The sequence below is a fragment of the Cellulomonas sp. McL0606 genome (genome assembly GCF_058248365.1).
In genome coordinates this window covers 3,567,146-3,592,214 of sequence record NZ_CM177779.1, presented here as the reverse complement: position 1 = coordinate 3,592,214, position 25,069 = coordinate 3,567,146, and the positions used below count along the sequence as shown (strand labels likewise).

Below are 25,069 nucleotides of genomic sequence, written 5' to 3'. Positions count from 1 at the left end.
CTAACTAGATGGTTAGCAGCATGCGCCCGTTCGCATCAGGTGTCAACTATCTAGTTAGTTAGTTTGGGTCTACTATCGATCCATGACGAAGCAGACCCGGGACGCAGTGGCAACGAAGGCCCGTCTGCTCGCTGCCGCCGCGACCGAGTTCGCCCGCTACGGCATAGCTGGCGCGCGCGTGGACCGGATCGCTGAGGAAGCACGGTCGAACAAGGCGCAGATCTACCACTACTTCGGGAGCAAGGACGCCCTCTTCAACGCCACCTTCGAGCAGATGGGTGAGAGCGTCATCCGCGAGATCCCGATGGACGCCGACGACCTGCCCGACTACGCAGGCAAGCTGTTCGACCTGCACCAGCGATTTCCCGGCGCCATGCGCTTGGCCACTTGGCATCGTCTCGAGCGTGGCAGCGAGGGCGCCGTCCCCGCGATGGTGAAGAACCTGCAAGCCAAAGTCGACGCGGTCGTTGACGCGCAGCGACGAGGCGCCGTGAGTGATGCCCTTCCCGCCGCGGTCCTGGTCGGGATGGTGATGGAACTCGCTGCCCTCTGGGCCGCGCAAGGACCGGAATACGACGTGCTCACTGCAGATCTCGCGACTGATGATCGGCGACAGTCCGTCGTCGACGCGGTCCAACTCCTCGTTCGACCGGAGGTCACACCTGTTACCCAGTGAGCAGCAGCCCGGTTGAGATAGCTCGAGTGCACAGCGGTGCACCAGTACGGAAGCGTGGGACGTCATGACGAGTAGTCCGGCAGCACCGGATGGGGCATTGGCTGAGGCGGCGCGTGTGTATGCGGGTCTTCCGGATCAGAGCGACCGTGTCGCGCTGATCACCGGCGCGAACAGTGGCCTCGGTTACGCCAGCGCCATCGCGTTGGCCAGCGTGAACGCGCGGATCATCCTCGCGTGCCGCAACACGGAGAGGGGACAACGTGCCGCCGAGGGGCTCCTCAGCGTGGTCCCGGGCGCGCACGTAGACGTGCGTCAGGTTGATCTGGGCAACCTCGGCTCTGTTCGCGACTTTGCCCAAGGCGTCAGTGCCAGCTACGACCGGATCGACATCCTGATGAACAACGCCGGGCTGATGATCCCGCCCTACGGCAAGACCAGCGATGGCTTCGAGTTGCAGTTCGGCACCAACCACCTTGGCCACTTCGCCCTGACTGGCCAGTTGCTTCCCACTCTGCTGGCCACGCCCGGCAGTCGCGTCGTCGTCGTCAGCAGCAGCTCGTACCAGCTGAACCGCGGCCGGATCAACTTCGAGGACCTGCAGAGCGAGCAGCGCTATCGCCCCTGGCGCGCGTACGCGCAGAGCAAGCTCGCGAATTTGATGTTCACGAGCGAGCTGCAGCGCAAGCTCGATGCTGCGCACGCGAGCACGATCAGTGTCGGCACTCAGCCCGGTGCGGCATCGACGAACCTGCAGGGTTCGGCACGCCGTAAGGGCGACGCCCCAACGGGCAGTGGACTTTCGTCGTCTGCCGTTCGGGCCGCCAAGTACCAGCTTCACGCAGCGACGTTCCCCGATATGCACGCCGGCGGCTACTACCAGCCACGCTTTCTGCTCTACGGCGGAATCGCCGACGGCAAGCTCAACCGGTGGGCCCGGGACCGCGCTGTTGCGGCCCGCCTCTGGACGGTCTCCGAAGAGTTGACCGGTGTGCGGTACACCTTCTGACGCCGCGACCCGGGTGTTCGACTCACCCCCGGCCACACCGCCGCTTCGAAGAGCCTGTAAGGGACTTCCTAAGGGACCACACGTCGAACGCGCGCGGCAGGCAGCGTTTATGCAGGTCAGGTGGGCCCCGTGGGGATCGAACCCACAACCCGCGGATTAAAAGTCCGCTGCTCTGCCAATTGAGCAGAGGCCCGGGGGATCCGCGCTTTGATCCGTGGAACCCTCACGGACAACGTCCGTGTGGTTCGCGTCTCCCGGCTGCTGATCGTAGTCGTCGCCAGAGCCGCGACGGCGCCTCAGCCAGTCGCTTGCGCGTCAGGTCGGCGGTCTCTGGGGCATGACCAAGAGGTCACCCGTCGGGCTAACTCCCCGCGCGTGGAGCACCGCACCCGAAGGTGCGGGCAATGGCCTGGGTTTCATGTCGCGGGCACGTGCGACGCGACTTAGCCTCAAGTCGATCGATGTCCGTTCTGACGACACGCGCCGTTGCCGTGGCAGCGGTCACGAGGGGATGACATGAGACTCGAGAACAAGGTCGCACTGATCACTGGCGGCTACGGAGGAATGGGCCGGGCGTCGGCGAGGCTCTTCGCGGCAGAGGGCGCAACGGTGTTCATCGCCGGCCGGAAGCGAGAGCGCGGCGAGGCTTTAGTCCAAGAGCTCAGGGATGCCGGAGGGACCGCCCACTTCGTCGAGCTCGACGTCGTCGACCAGGACCAGTGGGACGCTGCCGTCGCTCAGGTCAAGGAGACGGCCGGTGGTCTGCACGTGCTGATGAACATCGTCGGGTCGAACTCCCTGGTGCGGTTCTCGGAGGTCGACATCGAAGAGTTCAACAAGATGTTCGAGATCAACGTGAACGGCACTCTGCGCGGGATCCAGACCTGCGCCCCGCTGATGAAGGACTCGGGTGGCGGTTCGATCGTGAACATCGGGTCCGTCGCAGGCATCACGGGCAACTTCGGCACCGGCTACTCGTTTCCAAATGGGCACTGGAGGGTCTCTCGCGGTCGGCGGCGTACGTCTACGCCGACTGGGGCATCCGCTGCAACGTCATCCAACCTGGATGGATCGAGACGGACCTCACCGCATCGATGAGCTCGAACGTGGTCATCAAGAAGATCCAGTCGAAGGCCATGGACACCACCGTCCTGCTGCGCAGGAGCGGCAAGGCCGAGGAGATCGGCTACACCGCGCTGTTCCTTGCAAGCGATGAGTCGTCGTACATCACGGGGACCGACATCGTCGTCGACGGCGGCTGGTTCTCGTCGGCCCCCTACCTTGCCAACGAACGCTCACACCACATGCTCAGCCTCCTCGACAAGAAGGAGCACGTCGAGGCGTTCCTGCACCACTTCAGGTGCAGCTCGGCCTCGACGTTGCGTGCGAAGCGGTGTCAGGCGCGCGTGGCGGTGAACTCCATGAAGTTCGTGATGTCCAGGCGCCGCATCATCGCGCGCACGGGCGCAGGCAGCTCGGCGAGGACGTCCGCGTCGCGCCGCACAGGAGTGGTCAGCGTGTAGCGCCGACCCATCCGGCGCATCTCGCCCCCGTCGGCGGCGAGCATGTTGAGCGCCCAGCTCGCGTTCTCGTCGTACGCGAGGCCCACGACGAATCCCTTCGACGTGCGGTACGCCTGCACCGGAGCCTCGAACTGCTTGCCGCTGCGACGCCCTACGTGGCGCAGAACCGCTAGCGGAGGCATCCATGCGGCGAGCGGCCGCAAGACCGGGTTGATGTACTTCTTCGTCGCGCCGGAGATCCCGGTGAGTGCGGTCATGGCGAACTCCTTGGTCGTCGGTGTTGGCTGGTCGGAAGTGCGAGCATCGCGAGCTCGGCCATCCCGGAGGCGGCCACGGAACAGATGATTCCAACTCGAAGCAATGTCTCAAGGTACCATGCTTCCAACTCGAACCATGGGAGATGTCGTGGACCTCACAAGGCGGCACACGGAGGCCTACCTGGCGTTCGTCGAGGCTTCAAACCTCCTGCAACTCGTCTTGGAGGACCAGCTCCGGCGGGACGGCGGCATCTCCTACCTGCAGTTCTCCCTGCTCGCCCGCCTCGACGACGCTCCGAAGGGCTCGATGCGGATGACCGACCTCGCTGACAGTGCGGTCCACAGCAGGAGCGGCCTGACGTACCAGGCCCGACTTCTGGAGCACGCCGGTCTCATCGTCCGATCGCGGTCCGATGGGGACGAGCGTTCGGTGACGGCGGCAATCACCGACGATGGACGTCAACTGGTGCGCCAGGTGATGCCGGGCCACCTGGATGTCGTGAAGCAGAACTTCTTCGGTGCCCTCTCCGAACGTCAGGTCGACGAGCTCGGAGTGACCCTCACGACCATGCGTGACCGCCTGCGCGACGTCGCTCCCTCAGCGGCCCGCAGGAGCCGACGAGCCTCGTAGCCGGGCGGGCGCCTCTCGGACTCCGGCACTGCTGAGTCCGGCGCGTTTGCACGGCCGGAAGGAGCCGAGTGCGCTCACGGGCGGCCCGGGCACGGTGTGCAGCGTGCCGGGAGGGCCTTCCCCGCCGAAGCGCGTTCCGGTGTGGCGTCAACGCCGTTCCCGATGTCAGCAGTCTGGACGGGGTCCTGCGCACGTTGCCGCAGGGAAGAGTTGGAACACTGACCACCTAGAGGCCTGGTGGATGGGGACTATCACTGGGAGGACCCTCGGGACAGCTCCCGTGTGGTTCATGCGCTCCTGGACGGCCCGTCACCTTCGCCTGAGACCCTACGACACCATGCGCGTGGGCTTGTCCCTGCGTCCGTGGAGCCGCCCCTGCAGCGTTGAGCGGTGGCGGTCACAACCGGCCACAGCAAGGCGGGTCGGCATTCGAGGTGCGAACCAGTCAGCCGCGGCCGTCGACCCCACCCGATCAGCTGCGGGTCGCGGACATGACCGACGTCCGGCGTCCGTCGGGTGGCTCCGGGTGGTGGAAGGTCCACGGTGCCGGCGTCACAGGGCGCGGGCCTCGTGCGTGCGTCAGGGCGCGAAGCAGTTGCGCACAAGGAGACGGGCAAAGCGGCTCGTCGACAGGCAGGGCAAAGTCAGTTCAGGAGTGTGAACTTGGTGTAGTCCTGGTCGTAGCCGACGAGCTTGCCGCCCCAGGCCGCGACGTGATCGATCCCGTTCGGGTAGGCCATCTGCCAGGCCGGTGCACCTTCGTCGAACGGGTAGGCAACGAGCCGTGCGTCGCCGGCGTGGTCGGCGCGTTCGTACCCGATGAACAGGTGGTGGGCGTCTGTCAGGAGAGTCGTCGCGACCTGCCCCTTGTCGGGCTTGACCCGCCACAGGGGCTTGCCGGTGTGCCCGTCCAGTGCGAGGACACCGGTCGAGGTCAGGACGTACACCCGGCTGCGGACGACGAGGATGGACGGCTGAGTGGGGCCCTCCGCGAGGTCGAACAGGCCCTTCGAGGACCAACGTGGGGCGCCGGTGTCGGCGTCCCACGCGTGCAGTGCCGTGTCTGCGGTCAGGAGAAGACCCGGGACGCTGCCGTCGTCCACTCCGGGAGGGGCGAGCCCACCGGTGAGGGTCCGGTCGGCGTTCGGGTTCGCGTCTGGTGCCAGGAGCGTCTCGGAGGGGGTTGCAGCGTCGTCCCAGGATTCCAGTATGAGCCGGCCGGTCGGGCCCGGATGCCAGCTCCAGAGGGCGTTCGAGTCTGCGCCGATGTCGTCGCGGATGACGTGACCGTCCGGGGTCAGCAGCTGGAGCCGGCGGCCCGATGTTCGGAGGATGAGCATGTCCTTGAAATGGGAGGCGCTCACGTCGCTGCGCGGTGGGTCGGTGGCCTGGCCGGCGGCCAGAACGACCTCATGGGTCCAGGTCACGTCACCGGTCAGCACCTCGCGGCTGGTGAAGATGTCGGTGGTGCCCTGCGTCGTCCCGACGATCACGTGCCCGTCCAGCAGCGTGAACGTCGTTGTCGCAGGTGCGGGCCATTTCGCCAGGGGAGTGCCATTGGCGGTGTCGAGGACTTCGATGAACGTCGCGGTCGCGGGCACGTCTTTGCTCTGGCCCTCGTCGTCGAGGACCGCCGTGCCGCCGTCGGTGATCAGGCAGACGACCCGTGTCGCGTTGGCGGCGTCGGCGTCAGTCTTCGCGTCGGGCGCGCACAGGCTCGGGCTGCCGACGGACAGCGCTCCGGCCAGTGCGGGAACAGGGCCCAGCACCTGCGTGGTCCACGTCGGGTGGTCGGCGGGACCCCATTGGTAGGCCAGTGACCCATCACGGCCGCGGACCAGCCGGCCATCGCCCGGCGACCCGAACAGGACGCTGATCTCCATCGCGGAGTAGCTCTTGCCGGCGTGGAGGTGCCCGTCGAGCTCGGGTACGACTCCTGTGACAGCGGCCAGCTGTGCGCTGGCTGCGTCATGGCGCCAGCTGATGATGCCCTGGGTTGCCGCGAGCGTCGCGACGAGCAGCGCGGCGCCACCGGCGAGCGCCCAGCGCAGCTTCTTTGTCGACCTGGTAGCGCTCGTGCTCGGGTCCGCGCCGCTGTCCTGGGACGCGCGTGTGGGTTCGCCGTCGGCCAGCTCGACGGCCTGCATGTTGCGCCCCCTCATGGCGTGACCGTACCGAGGGCGAGCCCGCGGCGGTGCCCAAATCGCGCACGTGAGCCATTCGCTTCGCGAGCAGGGCGCGTTCCGACCGGGCAGCGAGACATCTTGCAGGTCAGGGGCAAGATTCCGGGACCGAGTCATTGTCCCCATCCACAAGCGGCCCGATGGATGGGGACTTCCATTGGGAGTGTCCGAATCCTCCGAGGCCAGACCCGGCTGAACCTCGGGTCAGCGGAGCGCTGCGGGCGGTTCGACGTCGTCGTAGAGGCGCACGGCCGCGAGCAGGTCGTCTGCCCGCCGCTCGAAGACGGCGACTCCTGCCTGCGGTGAGAGCATCTCGCTGCCCCAGCGGACGCAGTTGTACTCGACCGCGCAACGCGTGCCGTCGTCGGTCACGGTGCAGTGCTGGAGCTCGATGCCGCCGCCGGCGCTGAAGCACGTGGTGAAGTAGGTCCCCAGCTCCGCGGTGCCGCGATGAGCGTCGTGCGGGCCGAACGACTCTCGCAGGTAGCCGTCCTCGGCGAAGGCACCCGTGACGGCGGGGACATCGCCGTCACGCAGCGCGGTCTGGAAGCGGCCGACCACGCCGGAGAGGGCCTCGCGCATCGGCTCCAGGAGGGATGGCCGGGGGTGGCGTCGCCCGTCGACCGGCCACTGGCTGCAGTAGGTGCGGAAGATGACCGACCGGTCGTCGGGGGACTCGGCGACGACCGCGACGGGCCAGACGGTCGCCTGCCCGTCGCTCTCGAGGTGCGCGAGGATCTCGACCACGGCCCGTCGCCCGACGGTCGTGGAGGCCACGGTCTCGACCCGGGCGTGCTGGCTCGCCAGCCACGCGGTGTTGCGTCGCACGAAGTCGCGGAGCTGGTGGTGACCTCGGACCAGGCCGGCGCGGGGGTCGTAGACCTGGACGTCCCCCGGCCACACGACGTCGAGATCGTGCGAGCTGCCGGAGGCTCAGCGCCGCGAGGTACTGCGCGACCGGGTCGGCGTGACCCTCCTCGCGCACCTGCCTGCGGGCAGCTCGGCGGCGGAGGCGAAGTCCGGGAACCACGGCATGGCGCCACGATGCACCCTACGGGGTAGTGCGCGACAGTCCCGGCGGACGCGGTCAGAGGTCGATCACCAGGTCTGTGAGCGGGCGCGACGAGCAGATGAGGAGCTCGTCGTCCCCGGGCGGCTCGAGCGGAGGGGTGCCGTAGGTCGCCTTCCCGGACATCAGCCCGGTCACGCAGGTGTGGCAGACGCCGGTCCGGCACGACCACTGCGTGGGGACGTCGCACGCCTCGGCGAGCTCGAGCAGCGAGCCGTAGCGGTCCGACCATCTGGCGGTGAGCCCGGAGCGGGCGAAGGTGACGGCGGGTCCCGTCCCGAGCACGCCCGGAGTTTGGTGGGGCGGAGGCGCCTGCGCACCGACGACGCCCGGGTTGATCGCCGACCGTGAACCGAAGCGCTCGGTGCGGACACGGGCCGGGTCGAGGCCGGCGCGTGCGAGCGCGGCCACCGTGCCGTCCATGAACGTCTCCGGACCGCAGACGTACGCGCTCGCGTCGGCGGGAAGCCCCAGCCCGGCCACGACGTCCGCCGTCAGCCGACCCGTGCGGATCCCTGAGCCGGGGGCGGGAGGTCCCTCTGGCGTCGTGTAGTAGACGAGCGAGCGGGCGGTCGGCAGCGCAGCGACGAGGGCGGCGACCTCGTCGGAGAAGGTGTGGGTCGCGGCGTCGTGGGTGGTGTGGATCCACCACACCTCCCGCGTGCTGCGAGCGCTCGTGAGGTCGTGCAGCATCGCGAGCAGGGGAGTCAGCCCGATGCCTGCGCTGATGAGCAGCACGGGCTCGCTGCCCTCGTCGAGGACGAAGCCACCCCTCGGCGCGGCGACCTCGAGCTCGTCTCCGGGTTGCAGGTGGGCGTGCAGGTGCGCGCTCACGAGACCGTGCGGCTCGCGTTTCACGCTGATCCGGTAGTGGCCGCCGCCCGGGTCGCCTGACAGCGAGTAGGTCCGGACTGGGGCTGGGTCACCGGCGCCCAGCACGCGCAGCGTGAGGAACTGGCCCGCCTCGAACGCGGGCAGGGCATCGTCGTCCCCGGCGAGCAGGAACGAGGTCACCGAGGATGTCTCGACGACGACGCTGGTGACGGTGAGACGGCGAAAGCCCACCCACGACGGCGCGCCCGCGACCGCGACGCCGCCAGTCCCGACGACCTGCGGGCCCCCCTCGAGCATGGCCCGGAACGACTCGCGCCAGCCCGGGCTCAGTGCCGGGATGTCGATGGCCGCTCGGAGCCGCCCCTCGTCGTGCCCGGGCAGGTAGAGCAGCGCGTCGATGTCGGCCACGCTCAGGGCGTTGGGCACCCGTGTCGTGCGCGCGATCTGGTCGCCGGCGGCGACCTGTCCCTCGGTGATCACACGCAGGTAGAACCCGGGCCGGTGATGAGCGACGAGCAGCGACGGGAGCTGCGGCTGCCCCATGCGCATCGCGACGCGGAAGCATGTGACCCGCGGCTGCGTGACCTCGAACTCCGCCTCGCCGATCCGGTACCGGTCGCCGACGAGGACCTCGTCGTCGCCCAGCCCGTCGACGGTGAAGTTCTCGCCGAACGCACCGGGCTCCAGCTCGTCGCTGCCGAAGAACTCCTGCCAGTGCCGGTACGAGTCGAGCTGGTAGACGAGGACCGCGCGCTGCTCACCACCGTGACCGGCGAGGTCGCCCTGGCCGTCACCGTCGATGTTGAGGCGGCGGACCATCTGCGGGCCGGTCACCGGGCTCTTCCACACGCCCGTGTGCACCGTCCGACCACTCCAGGGGACGTCCCGGGGCATACCCACGTTGACCGAGACGAGCGTCGCCATGGTCGTCAGTCCGACAGGCCGCGGGCGCGCCGCACCTGCTCGGGCGACAGCCGCTCCCAGCCGTGGAACCTCGACACGTCGCCGGCGTCCCACGCCTCACGCAGACCCGGTGCGCTCAGGTCCCAGTCCGGCCGGACCTCGCTCGAGGCGGCGCGAAGGTCGCGCCAGAGGTCGTCGACCGAGGGGCGTCCCCAGAACCAGTAGCCGTTGTAGACGCTGTGGATCACGAGACCGGGTGTGAGCACGAGGGTGTGCGGGATCATCGGGTCGTGCTCGGGGTCGGTGTACTCCTGGATGTCGAGGTCCCGCTGGACGATGCGACCGGGGTCCGACAGGAACGGCCAGTGCGCACCCACCGACGCGCGGAACTCCTGGAGCGTGTGGTGCTCGTCCGTCGCGATGGTGACGATCCTCGTGTAGGCCACCGCGAGCTTCGGCTGTAGTGCGGCGAGGTCGAGATGCTGCTGGTGCTCCTTCGGGCAGTAGTGGCCGCGCGCGAGCGTGAGGATCATCGGGTCGTCGCCCTGGAGCTCGCTCAGCCGACGGACTGTGCCCGTGTGGTCGGGCAGCTCGTAGTCAGTCAGGACGCCGCCTGGCACCATGTCGGAACGCATGAGGGAACACCTCTCTCTGGGGGGACGGCTGTCGTTCAGACGAGCTGCTGCCCGCCGTCGATGTCGTAGGTCGCGCCCGTCAGCGCGGTGTTCGTCATCAGGTGCACCGCCAGCCGGGCGACGTCGACCGGGCTCACGACCCGACCGATCGGCAGCGTCGAACGGGGATTCGTCGCGCCGCTCGTCGAGCCCGTCGCCCAGCAAGGACGCCGACAGGGGAGTGTCGACGAACCCGGCCGCGATGAGGTTGACCCGGACCGGGGCGATCTCGAGCGCCAGGTTGGCGACGACGCCCGGGAGCGCCGTCGTGCCGATGCCGATGATCCCGAGGCCCACCCCCGGACGGCGGGCGCCTGTCCCGCCCATGAGCAGCAACGAACCGCCTGCACGCATCGACGGTCCCGCGCACCGCGCGAGGTGGAACGGCAGGAGCAGGTGCGCCTCGAGGCTGCGTCGCGCCTGCTCGAAGTCGATCTGGGCGAGCGGCGCGTAGTACGGCCGCCCTGCCGTGACCATGACGTGGTCGACCGGGGTCTGCAGGTCCCGGAAGAACTCCTCGAGGGCTGTGAAGTCGGTCGCGTCGAACGCGACCGAGGTCCTCGCGCCGACCTCGGCCGCGGCTGCCTCGAGGTGAGCAGCGTCGCGCGCGGTGAGCACGACGTCCGCACCTTCGGACCGCGCCAGCCGTGCGACCTCGAGCCCGATGCCGGCGCTCCCGCCGATGACGACGACGGTCTGACCCGTCAGCGCGGCCATCAGCCCGGCCTCCCCTGCCCCGCTATCACGCCGAACAAGACCTTGAGGGCCGCGCCGTAGATCTCCGAGAACGACGGGAACGGCTGGATGGTGTCGCGCAGCACGTCGAGAGGGACCTCCGCCCGGATGGCCAGCGTGGCCTGCTGCAGCCACTCGCCGGCCTCCGGCCCCAGCGCGTACGCGCCGGTGAGCCGCGCGCCGTCCGAGAGCAGCGTGAGGAAGCCGTTGGACTCGGCATAGGCACGCGTGTACGTCGCGGTGCGCGCGACCTCGGAGATCATGGCTGTCGCGCTGAAGGGCGCCTCGGTCGCGCCGACCGCCGCCGCGGGGGGATCGGTGTAGACCACGCGGGGGACCGCGCTGTAGCTGGCGACGCGCGGCTCGCCCAGGATGTTCGCGGCGACGACGTCCGCCTGGTACTTGCCCACGTGCGTGAACAGGAGCAGGCCGGTGACGTCGCCGACCGCCCACAGCCGGTCGCCCGCGCGCAGCGAGGAGTCGACGGGGATCCCGTGCGGATCGGGTTCGATGCCGACGCTCTCCAGCCCGATCCCCTGGGTGCGGGGGCGCCGGCCGGTGGCCACGAGCAAGCGGTCGCCGCGCAGCTCGCGACCGTCCTCGAGCGTCAGGACGTAGTCATCACCGTTACGGTGCGCCGAGCTCGCAGGCACCCCGAGGTGGAGCTCGATGCCGTCGCGCCGCAGGGCCTCGGCGAGCGCGTCGCCGAGCGGCGCAGGCTCCCGCCCGAGCACGCGGTCGCTGACGAGGCTGACCTCGCCGCCGAGGCTGCGCACCGCCTGCGCCATCTCGACGCCGACGGCGCCACCGCCCAGGACGAGCAGGTGCCGGGGGACCGCCGTCATCGACGTGGCCTCGCGGTTGGTCCAGATGCCCTCGAGCTTCTCGCAGCCCGGGCACGGGAGGGATGACGGGCTCCGAGCCCGTCGCAAGGACGACGTGGTCGGCCGTGTACGCCGTGCCGTCGACCTCGACCACGCCGGTGCCGGCGAGCCGCCCCGAGCCGCGCAGCAGAGAGATCCGCTGGCCGGCCAACCACGTCTCCTGACCTGCGTCCGAGTAGTCCGAGACCATGAAGTCCCGCCAGCCGAGCGCGGCCGCGACGTCCATCTCCGCGGTCGCCAGCGCGTCGCGGGCCGCGTGCACGGCCTCGCCCTGCCGGAGCAGCGTCTTGGACGGGATGCAGGCCCAGTAGGAGCACTCGCCGCCGACGAGCTCGCGCTCGACCAGGGCCACGCGGAGCCCACCTTCGGCGAGCGCCCCCGCGCAGTGCTCGCCCGGCGACCCGCCGCCCACGACGATGACGTCGTAGTCGCTCACGACGGGAGGTCCTCGCCGGCCCGCTCCGCCACCATGTAGGCCGCGTACCAGGTCGGCCAGTCGGCGTCCTCCTGTCCCGTGCGCGCCTCGTGCTCGCCGTGCGCCGCCGCCGCGCGCCGCAGCGCCTCGGCCAGGTCCTGCGGGTCGCGGTACTCGGTCGTCGGGACGACACGCCCAGGCAGCCGCACCTGGATCTCCTGCAGGATCCAGCCGTTGCCGTCGGGGTCGCGGAACGAGGCGAACGTCCCGTAGCTGGCCCGGGTGGGCGAGGGGCCGTCGACGCGCGCCTTCGTGCCGCCGTGGTGGAACACTCCGCCGGCGTCGTGGAAGACCGCGCTGACCTCGACGCCGCGCGCGACCAGGTCCGCGCGTGCCTTGTCGACGTCGAACACGGTGAGCTGCAGGTCCTCGACCGAACCCGGCACACCGCTCGTGAGGTCATTGCCGAAGATGACCGACGCGGCCGAGCCGGGTGGCGTGACCTGGACGACCCTCAGGCCGTCGGCAGCCGTGAAGTCCGCGTCCTCGCGCCAGCCGAGTGACGTGTAGAAAGCCTTGGCTCGGTCGACGTCCGACACGGGCAGGACGACGACCTCCAGCTTGAAGTCGAGCGTCGGGGTCTCATTGTTCGCCATCGTGCTCCTCCTTGACTCCGGGTTGGGCAGCGCTTCTCCACGATCACCAGCGGACGGGGGGCCCCTCGGCCGAGGTGGAGCTGGCCGGTCGCGACGTCGACGCAGGCGCGGGCCACAGACACTCGCACCGGCGCCCCGGCACGGACCGCGCGAGTGCCGGGCAGGGCATGGCTCTGGCGCCCGAGGCACGCGAACGAGCATGCCACCGAAGCCCGACGCGACGGAACGCCGAGTCCGAACTCCGACTCGCCGACGGGTAGTGGGAGTCGCCGTGGTAGGTGACGCCGGCGCCGACGGGCGGCGGAGTTCGGCGGTCCCGCCGTCGTCGAGAGGCCGGTCGGGAGTGCCTCGGTCGCTTCCCCTTCCCAGGGGCGTCGACGGCTACGCTCGGCGTTGACGTGCCGAGCCGTAAGGACGCAACTCATGACCGCTGCGCGCATCCCGCTCAACACGTTCGGCATTCCGTTCGGTCTGGCCGGGCTCGCCGGGGCCTGGGTCACTGTCGCCGCATACGGACGTGCGCCGGAGGCCGTCGGCGACGCGCTGCTCGTCCTGGCGGCCCTGAGCTGGCTGCTCGTTCTCGGGTCCTACGTGCGGTACGTGTTGACGAACCGGTTGGCGCTTGGTCGGGACCTGGGGGACCCGGTCGCCGGGCCGTTCGCTTCGCTCGCGCTGATCACGCCGATGCTGCTGGCCGCCGAAGGGGTCTACCCCCACGCCCAGACGGCCGGACGCGTCCTGGTGGACGTCTTCGTGGTCCTGACGGTGCTCGCCGGTGGTTGGTTCACCGGTCAGTGGATCTATACGACGCTCGATCTCGACAAGCTTCCACCCGGGCTACTTCCTGCCCACGGTCGCCGGAGGTCTGGTCGCAGCAGCGGCGGCTGCGGAGGTCGGTCAGCAACGCCTGGGCGAGGTCATGCTCGGGCTCGGGGTGATCTGCTGGTTGGTGCTGGGCTCGATCATCCTGGCTCGGCTGCTGTTCCGGCCCGCCCTGCCCAGCCCGCTCCTGCCGACGCTGGCCATCGAGGTAGCCCCGCCGGCCGTTGCGTTGCTTGCCTACTTCGCCTTGTTCGGCGACCGGATCGACACCATCACCGCGTTGCTGGCCGGCTACGGGATTCTCATGGTGATCGCTCAGATCCGGCTGCTGCCCGTCTTCCTGAGGCTGCCGTTCATGCCGAGTACGTGGGCGTTCACGTTCAGCTGGGCCGCCGTCGGCACGGCCAGCATCCATTGGCTCGACGACACGCGTCCTGCGGGCTACCAGGCAGGCGAGTACCTCGTGCTGGCCGCAGTGAGCGCCCTGATCGGCGGCATCGCCGTGCGGACCATCATCGCTCTCCGTCGGCGCAAGTTCCTGCCAGGTTCGCCCGGGCAGACAGCGGCGGTCACGCCCGCCGCTTCTGTTGAACAGCCGCTTCCGCCAACGGACGGACATCCCGTCGACGCGTGAGCACCGGGCGCCAGACGGCAGCGGCCTGCGGCGTCAGCCGAGCTCGACGCTGTCTCCGGTCACATTGCTCAGGCCGAGGAGCGTGTGGTTGTCCTGGCTGATCTGGTCGATGCCGTCGGGGAGGCCCACGCGGAAGTCCTCGTGGCCGGTGCGAGGGTCGTACGCGACCAGGAAGCCTGGTCCGGACTCGGCCGTTCCTCCGTACGAGACGAGGATGTGGCGACCGTCGGTCATCAGTGCCTGAGGCACTCCCAGCCCGGTGGACTCCCACAGCTGCGTTCCGGTCGCGCCGTCGAGCGCGACGACGCCGAGGGCGGTCGTGAGGTAGAGGCGGCCCCGGATGGCCACGGCCAACGTCGGTGAGGCGACCCCCGCCGACCATGCCAGGTGACCGTCCCGGCGGTTCCAGCGCTTCACCGTGGAGTCGAACGTGAGGACGAGATGAGGGACGCTGCCGTCATCGACACTGACGTAGACCTGCTCGCCGTCGAACGTGACGTCCTCGGCAGGGTTGCCATCGGCCGCGACGAACGTCGTGGTCGTCCGGCCGCCGGCGGACCTCTTCTGCCACGCGAAACCCGCGTCCTGCTCCCCCATCCACGTCATGCCGCCACCACCGGCGCCGATGGCGAGCTCACGCACGCTTGCCCCTCCCCGGTGAGCAGAGTCATGGATCCGGACGGCGCGCTGTACCCCACGAGATCGCCCATGGCGAAGAGCCCGACGGTGTTGAACGGGGCGTCGGTGTAGACGTACCCGGGCGGCAGCTCGGTGTGCGACCAGCGCGCGGCACCGGTGAGAAGGTCGTATGCGGTGACGGTGATGCCGTCGACACCCGGCGAACCGACCGCCACCACATCTCGCGGCAGGATCGCGAGGCTGTCTCCGGCGCCGATCGACCAACGCGCCAGGACGGCTCCGGTCCTGGTCGACAGTGCGACGACGTCGCGGTGGGTTGCCGGGAGCGGTGTCGGTGTGCCGCTGTCGACCAGGAACGCACCGTCGGTCACCAGGCAGACCACTCGGGCGGCCGACGCGGGGTCGGCGCCGGGCTTCTGGTCGGTCTGGCACGTGGTTCCGCTCATGACCTGTTCCGGGTTCAGCGCGAGTTCGGGGAGGGGGCCGAGCAGCTGAGCGGTCCAGGCGGGCTCGTCGCCCGTGGCACCGAACCACGTGTACGTCTGAGAGCCATCCGGCTTGCGCTCGAACGAACCGCCGATCGCCTCGGTGTGCGGCGCCCCGACCGTGAGGACCTCATCCACGGGCTCAAGTACGCCAGGCACCCGCGCCAGCCGGGCCTGCGCCGCGTGCTCTCGAGTGTCGGACACCCACTGCACCGTGCCGGCGGCCAGCACCACGAGGACCGCCGTCAGAGCCAGCAGTCGGCGGGCGAGACGACGTCCGCGGCCGGGAACCCCGACCGCCTCGAGGGGGGCGATCGCGTCCGCATCGAGAAGCTCGATCTCGTGCATCTCGCTGCGGCGCACCATGGCGCGACACTACCGACGCCGATGGGAGGGAAACGGCACTTCGCGCTCTCGTCGTCGAGCCGCGTCTCAGGGGCCGGCAGGCTCCACCCAGCTGCCCGAGCGCCATGCCCGCGCGTGGACACGACCCGGGCATCGTCGTCGCACCCGCGGCGGCTGGTCGCCCGTTGTCGTCCACGCGACAGGGGGAGCATCATGACGCCCGTGGCTCCGCTGTCGACGTCCTCACGGTGGGCGCTCCTGGTCGCTTTCGTCGCGGTGTGGCTGATCATTGCCGCCGTCCTCGGGTTCGCGGCGATCCTTGTGGGCAGCGACTTCATGGCAAGCAACACCGCCGAGCCGGTTCCGTCGTTCATCCTGTGGATCCTGACGGGTGCGGTCCTGGCGGCGCCTGTCGCAGCTCTACCGGCGCTCGGGTTCTCGGTGCGGCGGCGGACCGCGCGGCTGAGCGCGCTCGCGATCGCGGTTGCCGTTGTGCTGATCGGCTTCTTCGGCCTGACCCACCCGTAGCCGCAACGAAAGGCGAACCGCGGTCTCCACCGGGCCGGCACGCTGCTCGTCGCGTTCTCGAATCGGCCGATGTCTCACGTTCACCTGTCAGCCTCGTCACGGCAGCGCGCGAGCAATCCAGTCGTCGACGCGGCTCCGGCGTCGGCGACCTCTTCTCCCTGGATCGCGAGACCTTCACCGATCGTGGCGTCGGCGCGAGGTCACCGTAGGTCGCGCCCGCCCTCGGGCTGGGTGCGCTCGTCGTGATCCTGCTGGCCCCCTGGCCTCAGTGGCGGCTGGCGCGCAACGTCGTGGCGACCTCGTGCGGAGCCTTGAGCACGCAGAAGCCGTAGACACCCATCGACAGGTAGTGGATCTCGAGCTTCTGACTCGTCGGGGACGACGCCGACGTAGTCCTTGTCCCGGCACGCCGCCTCGGTCGCCGCGACGGTCGCACCCTTCTCATCGGCGAAATCAACCTCGGCGAACACCTCTCGGTCGTGCGGCGTCGTGCAGTCGAACAGCTCCACGTCGACGATGCGGGTCGACGTGAAGTCTGCCGATGCCAGGCAGTCACCTACCGTCAGGTTCTCCGGGCTGATCCGGAGCGGCGACACCGAGATGTTGACGACCCAGACGGCGAGACCGGCAGCGACCACGGCGGCTGCGGCCGACCATCGCACCCATCGCGGCTTGGCGTTCTGGACGACGCTGCGAGCGGGCACCGCCTCTCGGTCCTCGACCGGATGCCCCGGAGCCTCGTCGAAGACCTGTGGCGGGCGAGCCACCCTCTGGAAGCTTGCGCAGCCGCCCGAGGAGCCGTTTCGTGCTGCGATCACCGATTCCGAACGGGGTGTCGGTGACCTGCGCGCTGACCCTGGTCTCGTCCGCGAACGTGAACACCAACGGTCCGAGGCCGGGGGTCCCGGCGGCGAACCTGACGGTGTCGACCTCTCCCCAGTCGAACGTGTGCGTACGGAAGAGGTTGACGACCCTGACGTCCTTGTCACCGGCCTCCAGGCGAACACGCGCTTGCAAGATCCCGGCGCACGCCAAGAGGACACCGAACAGGACGAAGACCTTGCTGTAGCCGACCCAGAATGCGATTCCGGCGACGGCGAACGAGATCCCGGCGAGGAGGAAGATGATCAGCCATCCACCACGACCCACGCGGAAGACGACGACGTGCTCGATGCCGGCGTCGGAGGGCGTCGTTCGTCGTTGATCGATCAGCCGGCGCCTGGGCCCCCCAAACCCGCCCGCCGCAAGGGTGAGCGCCTGCACGGCGACAAAGACGGCGGCGATGGACGCCAGCCAGATGACCACACTCGTCGTGCTCTCTCCGACCCGCGACCCGCGGACGGCCACGAGGTGCGGTCGTCGACACCGATGGGCAAGACGAAGACTTCAACGGTAGTCCGAATTGCTCGATGCGATCAGGCTTGTCGAGCCGCGACAGGCAAGGCCGCGACCTCGTGCTCGCGACCGTAGGAGTGCCCCTGGACCGGGTCGTGAGCCGCGACGAACGGCCGTGAGCGAGGTCACCCTGTGTGTCCGCCCGGCGGGACCTTTGGCCCTGATCGTCCGGGTTGCCCGGTACGTAAGGTCGATAGAGGAGAGCAACACACGGGTAGTACGGCGACACGCTGGAACTGCGAGAGAGATCGGACGGCCGCGGTCGCGGCGAGGTCCGACCGGGTGCGCGATCGATGCGCACCACACCGCAGACCGACCGACCCTTTGCTGAGGTCGACGTGTCCGTCCCTGATTGCGATCCGCGGTCGATCGGCGCCTGTCGCTCTGACCCGAGCCCAGCTGGGCCGAATCTCTTCGTCAGAAGGAACGTTCCATCATGCGCAAGTCTGTCCTGATGCTTCCGCTCGCTGCCGTGCTGATCGTCGGCGGCCTGACCGCCTGCAACGATCTCGAGGCGCAGCCCAACGCCGCCGCGGCGACACAGGCTCCCGCCGAAGGCGCCGCCGCGAGCGCCGCACCGGCCGAGGCGCCGGCCGCACCGCAGGGCACGGTATCCGACCCGTTCCCCGCGGGGACGCCGGTCGGCAACGACGAGGCCACCATCCTCCTCGCGGCACCCGTCGCGTACACGACCTACAAGGCCGACAACCAGTTCAACGAGGACCCGACGAACGGGCAGTACGTGAACGTCCCAGTGACGATCACGAACGTCAAGGCCGAGAAGGTCACCCCGTGGCTGGACTTCCGGCTCAAGATCGTGACCGCCGACGGCCGCTCGTTCGACAGCGTCCTCGTCGCCGGAACGCCCGGCGACCTCACGCAGGTCGGCGACCTGTACCCCGGCGGCGTGGGTCAGGGTGTCGTGACGTTCGATGCGCCCGTCGACCTGACCGGTGCGAAGGTCGCGGTCACGTACAACTTCTCGCCTGAGGTCTTCGTCTCACTCTGAGCCGATGCGCTGAGCTGATGCGCTGCGGTACGTGACGACCATCCGGGAAGCCGGATGGTCGTCACGGCTTTCGCTCGGGTGGTCGAGACCCGCTTCCATAGCGGCTCGTGCCGGCGACGTCGTCGCGCCATCGTCCGAGCTGACGCGAGGTCCTCCCCAGGAACGCCCCCTCTCCCGTCGCTGGCGACGTTCGAGGCGGCCGACGGCGCGACGGTCGCCTTCCGGTGCACGGGGAAGCGTCCCTGCCGGCCTTTCTGGCGTCCTTCATCGATCCGCACCTGGCACTGGTGCTCGTCCCCGAGCACGAGGCGGCAGGCATCGCCTGACAGTCAGGCCGCCGGGCAGATGTCGTCCGACGAGCTGAGCGACGGAAGGTAGGTCGCCGACTCGGACGCGGTCAGGTTGCGTCCCGCGACACGGCACGCGGCGGCGGCGAGGTCGGCGGGGGCCAGGTTCCAGAGCAGCACACCGTCGCGGCCGGGAACGGCGAGGGTGGTGCCGTCGTGGCTCACGTAGGCGCGGGCGTCGAACCGCACGGGCAGGTCGATGAAGTCGCCGAGACGGATCCCGGTCGCCGGGTCGTACAGGGCGGTGAGCTGGTTCGTCGAGGTCGCGGCGAGGGTGCGGCCGTCGTCGCTGAGGGCGAGGTCCTTGACCTCACCGGGCATGCTCGCCAGCTCACGGACCGGGGTCAGCGTTCGCGGTCGGAGCACCGACACGTCCGGACCCTTTGACGACACGATAAGTCCGTCGTTGCCGGCGACCGTCCACCACCAGCCACCGAGCGACTGTGGCCACTCGGACCCCGTGGCGAGGCTGTAGAAACGGGTGTGCGAGTCGGAGAACAGGCCGGAGTCACCGACCTGCTCGGTCGCGATCATGCTGCTGTCCGGTGCCGCGGACATCCCGAAGACGTACTCGGTGGTCGGGATCTGGGGTCCGACGACCTTGTCCGCCACGGGATCCACCAGCTCTATCGCGCTGGGTCCTCCCTGGTAGACCGCCATCCGGTCGTCCCCGGCGGGGCTCACGGTGTCCGCCGTGCTCGTGACCGCAGCGAGGCGCACCAGACGCCCCGACGGGACTTCGAGACGAAAGAGTCCATCGAAGCCAGGGACCCGCGCGACCGGCGTGTCCCGCGAGCCCCACAACAGTTCCGTGACCGGGCGTTCCGGTGTTGCGGCGGCGCGGTCGCGGGCGAGGTCCCAGACGGCCTGAGCCCTTGGGTGTCCGTCCGGGGTGTCGGGCACCGTGCCGACGAGCAGGGTCGCACCACCGGGCCCGAACCCGCCGATCGGCGCCTGCCCTGCGGCGACGAGTCGGGTGACCGGCCCGGTCCCGTCGAGCCTCCATCGGGTGATCTCGGGCCGCGCCTGCCCGAACGTGGCGAGCGTCGCACCGTCGGGCGACACCGCGATCGGTCCGGCGTGCCCGATCTGGGTGTCGCGGTCGACGCCGCTCGGCTCGCCGGTCGCCAGGTCGCGCTCGGTGACGACCCCGTTGTAGTCGTTGCACAGCAGCCGCTCCTGACTCCAGGAGACCGCCGCCTCGGGGCAGCTCAGTGCTGAGAGACCGGGTGCGGGTAGGGCGGCGGTCCACCGGACAGAGTCGTCGGCGAGGGACACGGCAGACGCGGTCAGCGCCCCGACGTCGATGAGCTCGTCGTCGCCCACGGCCAGGAAGACGCTCGCGGCACCGGCCGGGACGGGGAGAGTACGCACGACGGTCGTCGTCCGTGACGCCAGGACCCGCACAGGCCCGTCGTGGGAACCCACATACAGCCGGCCGGCCGGGTCGAAGGCGACGGCGCCGGAATCGATGTCCAGGAACTGCTTCGCGGGCAGGGGGTCGCGAGATCCGGGCAACGAGCCGAGCGAGTCGCCGTCACGAGCGTCGAGCAGCCCGACCGCACCGTCCTGACGGCGCAGGACGGCCAGGGTCGTGCCGTCGGCGCTCAGGGCGATCGAGCCGGTCAGCGCGGGCACGTTCACGCGCGGCATCAGCGACGCGCCTGTGGCGACGTCCCAGGTCGCGACTGTCATGCACACAGGTGTCGAGCCGTCGGCAACGAACGGCGTGGTCCGGTCCATCGGATCGCCCTGCGTCGCATCGATGCACTCGTCCTGCGGTGACGGCGCGAACGCCAGGTGGGCGACCGTCGTCCCGTCGGCGCTCACCACGACCTGGGAGTCCCGCATCCCGGGCACATGGTCGTCGGGGAAACGGTCATCGAGCACGCCCGTCTCTAGGTCCATGACGGCCAGACGGGCATCGTCGAGCGCGACCACGGCGTGGTTGCCGTCTCGAAGGAGCGCGCCGGAGACTCCGAGGGTGGCTCCGGGAACCGGCACGTACCCCTGGAAGCCCGGTGATGCGGTGAACACGCTCAGGAGAGCCGACCTGGTCCTCGGGTCGTCGGGCCACCGTCGGAACGCCTCGGCTGCGAGCAGAGCCGCCACAGCACGGTTGGTGCCCTCCGCGGCCAGCGAGCCGCTCGTGACGGCTTCGACCTCGGCCGTGTCCTGAGCGGTGCGCGCGCGGCGCCCGAACGTGCCCGCGGCGCCAGCCGCCACCAGTGCGATCACGAGGACGACGGCTGTCGCGGCCAGGGCCACCCGCAGCCGACGGTTCTGCCGGCGTTCGCCTGCCGCACGGGCCCGTTCGGCGTCGAGCGCGGACGAACGCAGAGCGGCGGACGCCGCCAGGAACTGCTCCTCCGCGGTCGTCAGGCTCGGTCTCTCGGTGTCGCGCCACTCCAGCGCGGCGTCCAGCCGCCCGCCGCGATACAGGTCCGAGTCCGGCCGCCCGAGGGCCTCCCACGCCTCCGTCGCGGCGACCAGGTGGCGGAGCAGGCGCGTGCCGACGGCGTCGTCGTCGATCCACGAGCGCAGGCGCGGCCACGCGCGGGCCAAGGACTCGTGCGCCATCTCGATGCTGTCCTCGCGCGCCGTCAGCAGCCGGGCTCCGACCAGGTCGGCGACCACCCGCTCGCGTCCCACGTCGCCCCGCAACGACGACGCAGGCACGCGCCTCGGGACCGGCGGGCCGTCGACTGACGGTGCGACCAGCCGCAGCAGGATCGACCGGCACAGGGACCGCTCGTCCTCCGGCAGGCCCTCGTAGAGCCGGTCGGCCGTGCGGGCGACCGCCGCACTGATGCCGCCCGAAGCCCGGTACGACTCGACGGTGAGCACGTCCCCGTCGCGACGGTGCCATGTCTCGACGAGCGCGTGCGACAGCAGCGGCAGGGCGCCCGGGTCGGCCTCGACATCTCTCAGGAGCAGGTCGACGAGGCCGTGCTCGAGAGCGAGACCGGCCAGCCGCGCCGGCTCCTCGATCGCACGCTGGAGGTCGTCTCCTGCGAGAGGCGCAACCAGGTGCAGCCCTCGTTCTGCGAGGGCGCCGAGCGCCGGATCAGCGGCCAGACCGCTCATCTGGTCGACCCGGACCGCGAGCAGCAGCGCCCCGCCGTCCTGGACGTGCCGCCGCAGCAGCCCGCAGTACTGCACGACCTGCTCGCGGTCCTGGTCGAGCAGGAACAGGCTCTCGAGCTGGTCGACGGCCAGGACGTCTCGGGCGCCCATGCCGGCCAGTGCCGCCTGCAGGCCGGCGACCGGCGACGGCCCGGGCACCGTGACCGAGACGCGTCGGCCCGCGTCCCGCAGCGCCGCGACGAGACCCGCCCGCAGCAGCGGCTCTTGCCGCAGCCCGACTCACCCGTGAGGACGAGAACGGGCATGGCATCGAGCCGGGACAGGCACGCCGTCACCTCGTCCTCGCGACCGAAGAAGTCCTCCTGGTCCGCGGCGTCGTAGGCGGCCAGGCCCTTCCACGGGCAGGTCGCCCGAGCGTCCGCGTGCTGGCCCACGCCGGCCGCTCGCGGATCCTGACGCAGCACCTGCCGTTCGAGCTCGACCAGCGCGGCGCCCGGGTCGATCCCCAGCTCGTCGGCGAGCACCCGGCGTGCCCGGCGCAGCGTCGCGAGGGCGTCCGCCTGCCGGCTGTCGCGATATTGAGCGAGGGCGAGCACGGCCCACCGGCGTTCCCGCAGCGGCTCGGCGCGCACCGCCGACTCGGCGTCGGCGGCCACGCCACGGTTGTCACCGAACGCGAGCCGGGCCTCGAGCAGGTCCTCCTGCACGGTGCGACGCACCTCTTCGAGCCGCTGGGCCTGGGAGCGGCCCGGCTCCCACGAGGCGAGGTCCGCGAACGCGGGCCCGTCCCACAGGTTCAGCGCCCGGTCGAAGACCATGGCGGCCCGGCCAGGCTCGCCGGTCGCGGCGAACATCCTGGCGCGGCTCACCTCGGACTCGAACTGCGTGACGTCGACCGTGCGCGGCTCGACGAGGAGCCGATACCCCGCAGGCGTCGTCTCGATCGCCGCGGGTCCGATCGCTCGTCGCACGCGGCCCACGGCCGACTGCACCTGCTTGTTCCAGGTCGCCGGCAACGCGTCTCCCCAGACGGCGTCCGCGAGCTCGTCGGGACTCACGGGATGACCGATGAGCAGTACCAGCGCCGCGAGCACCGTCCGCTCGCGAGGGCTCAGGTCGCCGTTCCCGTCGACCCGAGCAGGTCCGAGCACCTGGATGCCGCCCATCACCGGGATGATCCGGGCTGTGCAGACCAGGGTCAAGGAGCCGGATACCGGATGAATACCGGTCGCGGGCCGTCCGGGTACCCCGTCAGGGCACGGTCCGTGACATGCGAACCACCCACGCCCCAGCCGCCCGCCGCCGGCCACGCCGGCAACACCTCGTCCAGGTCGAGCTCGACGAGGACGACCAGCAGCCACCCGAGACGACCGACGGCCACACCGTCCACGTACCCGGCAGCCTGCTTCTCGTCGCGGCACTCGTCGTGACCGCGATCGTGACCGCCGTCGGCACCCTCGACCGGACGCCGGCCGACGCGACCCCCGGGTGCCCTGGTTCTGCCGCCTGCACGGTCGCAGCCGCCGTCGCGGCGCGTCACGGCGCCTGCCAGTGGCAGGGGTACACGCCCCAGTGGCAGCGGTATGCCGCGACCGCGCCCGACGGGTGCGAGGCCACCCCGACCGACCGGTGCGCGCTGCTCACCGCCGGCCCCAGCGCGGAGGTCGCCTGCCGCTATGCAGAGGCGCAGGAACGCCAGAACATGCGACACCGCCCTTGACGGCCGTCGTTCCCCTGATGGCGACGGCCGGAACGTGCGAGTCTTGGCGCAACCGACCCTCGGCGTGGTGTGTGCCCAGGGACTCTCGGGCGACTGCGCGGCGCTGGAGGTGTCGTCATGCCGGCTTGGCTGGCTCTGCTGGTCGTGGGACTCGTGCTGGTAGTGCTCGGCTTCGCAGGGTTGGGCGCGATCCTGCTGTGGGGTGGCATCGCCATCGTCCTGGCTGGGCTGGTGATGACGGTCGTCAGCCTGCGCCGCGGGCAGAAGGACCACGACACCCACGACCACCAGCGGGACGGCAGCCCCGACGCCGACCTGGGCGACCGTGAGACCTGGCAGCGGCGGGCGGCTCGGTTGGGCTGGGTCTCCGTCGGGCTGGGCGCGCTGAGCCTCGTGCTCCTGGGGTTGGCGATCTGGGATCTCGCCGCGCAGCGGTCCGACCTCTCGGCGGACGAACCGCAGCGCGCGATCGACGCCATGACTGCCTGGTTGCCGGTCAACGTGGACGTGCACCTGGGCCTGCCCAGGCCGGGGGTGGTACTGGGTCTCGGCCTGGCGCTCGCCGCCTTCGTCGTCGGCATGTCTGCGTTGCAGTGTGCGGCGGCCATGCGGGTGCTCTCGCAGGGGCGCGGGCTCGATGCGCCGGTCAGCGCCGACATCGCCAAGCTCAGCCGGCGCGCCCTCGGCAGCGCGGGCGTACGGAGCCTCGACCTCGAGCAGCGGCCGGGATGGCCGCTCACGGCGATCCCGGCGGGAGCCGAGACCGTCGGCCTGGTGCTGCGCTGCACCGTTCTCATCCCGGCCCACGACGAGGAGGCGATCATCGCCGTGGCGCTCACCTCGCTCAGCCACCAGACCCGCGCGCCCGACCGCGTGGTGGTCGTCGCCGACAACTGCACCGACGGCACGGTCCGGATCGCCCGTGAACGTGGCGTCGAGGTCATCGAGACCGTGGGCAACACCCAGCACAAGGCCGGCGCGCTCAATCAGGTGCTTGCCGTGTTGCTCCCGCGGGTCGGCGTCGAGGACGTGGTCATGGTCATGGATGCCGACTCCTCCATCGCGCCGGACTTCCTCGAGGTCGCCGTCGGTGCGCTGGAGGACGACCCGGACCTCGTCGCGGTCGGCGGCCTCTTCTCCGGTGAGGACGGGATGGGCATCCTCGGGCAGCTGCAACGCAACGAGTTCCATCGCTACCAGCGGGTCGTCCGTCGCCGGGAGGGCAACCTGTTCGTCCTGACCGGAACGGCATCGATGTTCCGTGCGTACGCGTTGCGCGCGGTGGCGGAGGCGCGTGGCTCGCTCGTGCCCGGGACCCCCGGCGACGTGTACGACGTCCACGCCATGACCGAGGACAACGAGCTCACGCTTGCGCTGAAGTCGCTCGGGGCGGGTATGACGTCCCCGCAGCAGTGCAGGGTCACCACCGAGGTCATGCCCACCTGGACCGCCCTGCGGCGCCAGCGACTGCGCTGGCAACGGGGCGCGCTGGAGAACGTCGGCGCCTACGGCTTCACGCACACGACAGCGCAGTACTGGGCGCAGCAGCTCGCGCTCGGGTACGGGGTCATCGCGCTCAACGCGTACCTGCTGCTCCTGGTCATCTCCCTGC

General features: G+C 70.2%; 19 protein-coding genes, 1 tRNA gene and 5 pseudogenes. 11 read left to right on the top strand and 14 right to left on the bottom strand.

Features of this window, described 5'->3' with window-relative positions:
* Window positions 1-82 precede the first annotated feature (82 nt).
* Both AC38ZX_RS18250 and AC38ZX_RS18245 read left to right on the top strand, forming a co-directional pair.
* Window positions 83-676, top strand: coding sequence for a TetR/AcrR family transcriptional regulator (locus tag AC38ZX_RS18250; protein ID WP_491295416.1), 594 nt, complete (start codon window positions 83-85; stop codon window positions 674-676).
* Window positions 677-773: 97 nt separating this feature from the next.
* Window positions 774-1,682, top strand: coding sequence for an oxidoreductase (locus AC38ZX_RS18245; RefSeq protein WP_491295415.1), 909 nt, complete (start codon window positions 774-776; stop codon window positions 1,680-1,682).
* 121 nt (window positions 1,683-1,803) lie between these two features.
* On the opposite strand, the gene AC38ZX_RS18240 is transcribed toward AC38ZX_RS18245, so the two are convergent.
* Window positions 1,804-1,875, bottom strand: a tRNA-Lys gene (locus AC38ZX_RS18240).
* A gap of 323 nt (window positions 1,876-2,198) precedes the next feature.
* Between AC38ZX_RS18240 and AC38ZX_RS18235 the strand changes: the two genes are divergently transcribed.
* The 3 genes from AC38ZX_RS18235 to AC38ZX_RS18225 all read left to right on the top strand — a co-directional run bounded on the left by AC38ZX_RS18235 (window position 2,199) and on the right by AC38ZX_RS18225 (window position 4,093).
* Window positions 2,199-2,780, top strand: coding sequence for an SDR family NAD(P)-dependent oxidoreductase (locus AC38ZX_RS18235; RefSeq protein WP_491297482.1), 582 nt, complete (start codon window positions 2,199-2,201; stop codon window positions 2,778-2,780).
* Window positions 2,675-3,205, top strand: coding sequence for an SDR family oxidoreductase (locus AC38ZX_RS18230; RefSeq protein ID WP_491297480.1), 531 nt, complete (start codon window positions 2,675-2,677; stop codon window positions 3,203-3,205). The genes AC38ZX_RS18235 and AC38ZX_RS18230 overlap by 106 nt, the downstream gene beginning before the upstream one ends.
* Before the next feature lie 405 nt (window positions 3,206-3,610).
* Entirely contained in the window at window positions 3,611-4,093 is a 483-nt protein-coding gene (locus AC38ZX_RS18225) for a MarR family winged helix-turn-helix transcriptional regulator (protein ID WP_491295414.1), read from the top strand.
* A gap of 644 nt (window positions 4,094-4,737) precedes the next feature.
* Here AC38ZX_RS18225 and AC38ZX_RS18220 read toward each other — a convergent pair.
* The 7 genes and pseudogenes from AC38ZX_RS18220 to AC38ZX_RS18190 all read right to left on the bottom strand — a co-directional run bounded on the left by AC38ZX_RS18220 (window position 4,738) and on the right by AC38ZX_RS18190 (window position 12,446).
* Window positions 4,738-6,255, bottom strand: a complete 1,518-nt coding sequence (locus tag AC38ZX_RS18220) for an outer membrane protein assembly factor BamB family protein (RefSeq protein WP_491295413.1) — start codon at window positions 6,253-6,255, stop codon at window positions 4,738-4,740.
* A 225-nt stretch (window positions 6,256-6,480) separates the two neighbouring features.
* Window positions 6,481-7,179, bottom strand: a complete 699-nt coding sequence (locus AC38ZX_RS18215; protein ID WP_491295412.1) for a nuclear transport factor 2 family protein — start codon at window positions 7,177-7,179, stop codon at window positions 6,481-6,483.
* 184 nt (window positions 7,180-7,363) lie between these two features.
* Entirely contained in the window at window positions 7,364-9,103 is a 1,740-nt protein-coding gene (locus tag AC38ZX_RS18210; RefSeq protein ID WP_426593211.1) for an MOSC domain-containing protein, read from the bottom strand.
* Window positions 9,104-9,108: 5 nt separating this feature from the next.
* Window positions 9,109-10,473, bottom strand: a complete 1,365-nt coding sequence (locus tag AC38ZX_RS18205; protein ID WP_491295411.1) for an SDR family oxidoreductase — start codon at window positions 10,471-10,473, stop codon at window positions 9,109-9,111.
* Entirely contained in the window at window positions 10,473-11,423 is a 951-nt protein-coding gene (locus AC38ZX_RS18200; protein ID WP_491295410.1) for an FAD-dependent oxidoreductase, read from the bottom strand. Before AC38ZX_RS18200 ends, AC38ZX_RS18205 begins: the two co-directional genes overlap by 1 nt.
* 43 nt (window positions 11,424-11,466) lie before the next feature.
* Window positions 11,467-11,787, bottom strand: a pseudogene (locus tag AC38ZX_RS18195) (FAD-dependent oxidoreductase); the annotation flags it as partial.
* Window positions 11,788-11,807: 20 nt separating this feature from the next.
* Window positions 11,808-12,446: a VOC family protein gene (locus AC38ZX_RS18190; protein WP_426593207.1), complete on the bottom strand. Its 639-nt coding sequence runs from the start codon at window positions 12,444-12,446 to the stop codon at window positions 11,808-11,810.
* Window positions 12,447-12,869: 423 nt separating this feature from the next.
* Between AC38ZX_RS18190 and AC38ZX_RS18185 the strand changes: the two are divergent.
* Together AC38ZX_RS18185 and AC38ZX_RS18180 are read left to right on the top strand one after the other, a co-directional pair.
* Window positions 12,870-13,226 (top strand): annotated as a pseudogene (locus AC38ZX_RS18185) (SLAC1 family transporter); the annotation flags it as partial.
* Complete coding sequence (locus AC38ZX_RS18180; protein ID WP_491295409.1) at window positions 13,222-13,902, top strand: SLAC1 family transporter; 681 nt, start codon at window positions 13,222-13,224, stop codon at window positions 13,900-13,902. The pseudogene AC38ZX_RS18185 and the gene AC38ZX_RS18180, both read left to right, overlap by 5 nt.
* A gap of 33 nt (window positions 13,903-13,935) precedes the next feature.
* Here the strand turns inward: AC38ZX_RS18180 and AC38ZX_RS18175 are convergent, their stop codons facing one another.
* The gene (locus AC38ZX_RS18175) at window positions 13,936-14,544 is read right to left on the bottom strand and encodes an outer membrane protein assembly factor BamB family protein (RefSeq protein ID WP_491295408.1); all 609 of its coding nucleotides are present in this window, start codon (window positions 14,542-14,544) and stop codon (window positions 13,936-13,938) included.
* Entirely contained in the window at window positions 14,505-15,392 is an 888-nt protein-coding gene (locus tag AC38ZX_RS18170; RefSeq protein WP_491295407.1) for a hypothetical protein, read from the bottom strand. The genes AC38ZX_RS18175 and AC38ZX_RS18170 overlap by 40 nt, the downstream gene beginning before the upstream one ends.
* Window positions 15,393-15,584: 192 nt before the next feature.
* Between AC38ZX_RS18170 and AC38ZX_RS18165 the strand changes: the two genes are divergently transcribed.
* Window positions 15,585-15,899, top strand: a complete 315-nt coding sequence (locus AC38ZX_RS18165; protein ID WP_491295406.1) for a hypothetical protein — start codon at window positions 15,585-15,587, stop codon at window positions 15,897-15,899.
* A gap of 200 nt (window positions 15,900-16,099) precedes the next feature.
* Here the strand turns inward: AC38ZX_RS18165 and AC38ZX_RS18160 are convergent, their stop codons facing one another.
* Together AC38ZX_RS18160 and AC38ZX_RS18155 are read right to left on the bottom strand one after the other, a co-directional pair.
* The gene (locus tag AC38ZX_RS18160) at window positions 16,100-16,603 is read right to left on the bottom strand and encodes a hypothetical protein (protein WP_491297547.1); all 504 of its coding nucleotides are present in this window, start codon (window positions 16,601-16,603) and stop codon (window positions 16,100-16,102) included.
* Between the two features lie 202 nt (window positions 16,604-16,805).
* Window positions 16,806-17,048: pseudogene (locus AC38ZX_RS18155) on the bottom strand (PH domain-containing protein); the annotation flags it as partial.
* A 682-nt stretch (window positions 17,049-17,730) separates the two neighbouring features.
* On the opposite strand from AC38ZX_RS18155, the gene AC38ZX_RS18150 reads away from it, so the two are divergent.
* Window positions 17,731-18,303, top strand: coding sequence for a DUF4352 domain-containing protein (locus AC38ZX_RS18150; RefSeq protein ID WP_491295405.1), 573 nt, complete (start codon window positions 17,731-17,733; stop codon window positions 18,301-18,303).
* A 329-nt stretch (window positions 18,304-18,632) separates the two neighbouring features.
* On the opposite strand, the gene AC38ZX_RS18145 is transcribed toward AC38ZX_RS18150, so the two are convergent.
* Together AC38ZX_RS18145 and AC38ZX_RS18140 are read right to left on the bottom strand one after the other, a co-directional pair.
* Entirely contained in the window at window positions 18,633-21,935 is a 3,303-nt protein-coding gene (locus AC38ZX_RS18145) for a WD40 repeat domain-containing protein (RefSeq protein ID WP_491295404.1), read from the bottom strand.
* Between the two features lie 122 nt (window positions 21,936-22,057).
* Window positions 22,058-22,903, bottom strand: a pseudogene (locus tag AC38ZX_RS18140) (AfsR/SARP family transcriptional regulator); the annotation flags it as partial.
* Between the two features lie 104 nt (window positions 22,904-23,007).
* Between AC38ZX_RS18140 and AC38ZX_RS18135 the strand changes: the two are divergent.
* Both AC38ZX_RS18135 and AC38ZX_RS18130 read left to right on the top strand, forming a co-directional pair.
* Window positions 23,008-23,457, top strand: a complete 450-nt coding sequence (locus tag AC38ZX_RS18135) for a hypothetical protein (RefSeq protein ID WP_426593203.1) — start codon at window positions 23,008-23,010, stop codon at window positions 23,455-23,457.
* Between the two features lie 117 nt (window positions 23,458-23,574).
* A pseudogene (locus AC38ZX_RS18130) lies at window positions 23,575-25,065 on the top strand (glycosyltransferase family 2 protein); the annotation flags it as partial.
* Window positions 25,066-25,069 lie beyond the last annotated feature (4 nt).

Coding starts and splice junctions, on each gene's coding strand:
- AC38ZX_RS18250 (WP_491295416.1), top strand. CDS start 83: ATGACGAAGCAGACCCGGGACGCAGTGGCAACGAAGGCCCGTCTGCTC.
- AC38ZX_RS18235 (WP_491297482.1), top strand. CDS start 2,199: ATGAGACTCGAGAACAAGGTCGCACTGATCACTGGCGGCTACGGAGGA.
- AC38ZX_RS18220 (WP_491295413.1), bottom strand. CDS start 6,255: ATGAGGGGGCGCAACATGCAGGCCGTCGAGCTGGCCGACGGCGAACCC.
- AC38ZX_RS18210 (WP_426593211.1), bottom strand. CDS start 9,103: ATGGCGACGCTCGTCTCGGTCAACGTGGGTATGCCCCGGGACGTCCCC.
- AC38ZX_RS18205 (WP_491295411.1), bottom strand. CDS start 10,473: ATGGCCGCGCTGACGGGTCAGACCGTCGTCGTCATCGGCGGGAGCGCC.
- AC38ZX_RS18190 (WP_426593207.1), bottom strand. CDS start 12,446: ATGGCGAACAATGAGACCCCGACGCTCGACTTCAAGCTGGAGGTCGTC.
- AC38ZX_RS18170 (WP_491295407.1), bottom strand. CDS start 15,392: ATGGTGCGCCGCAGCGAGATGCACGAGATCGAGCTTCTCGATGCGGAC.
- AC38ZX_RS18165 (WP_491295406.1), top strand. CDS start 15,585: ATGACGCCCGTGGCTCCGCTGTCGACGTCCTCACGGTGGGCGCTCCTG.
- AC38ZX_RS18150 (WP_491295405.1), top strand. CDS start 17,731: ATGCGCAAGTCTGTCCTGATGCTTCCGCTCGCTGCCGTGCTGATCGTC.
- AC38ZX_RS18135 (WP_426593203.1), top strand. CDS start 23,008: ATGCGAACCACCCACGCCCCAGCCGCCCGCCGCCGGCCACGCCGGCAA.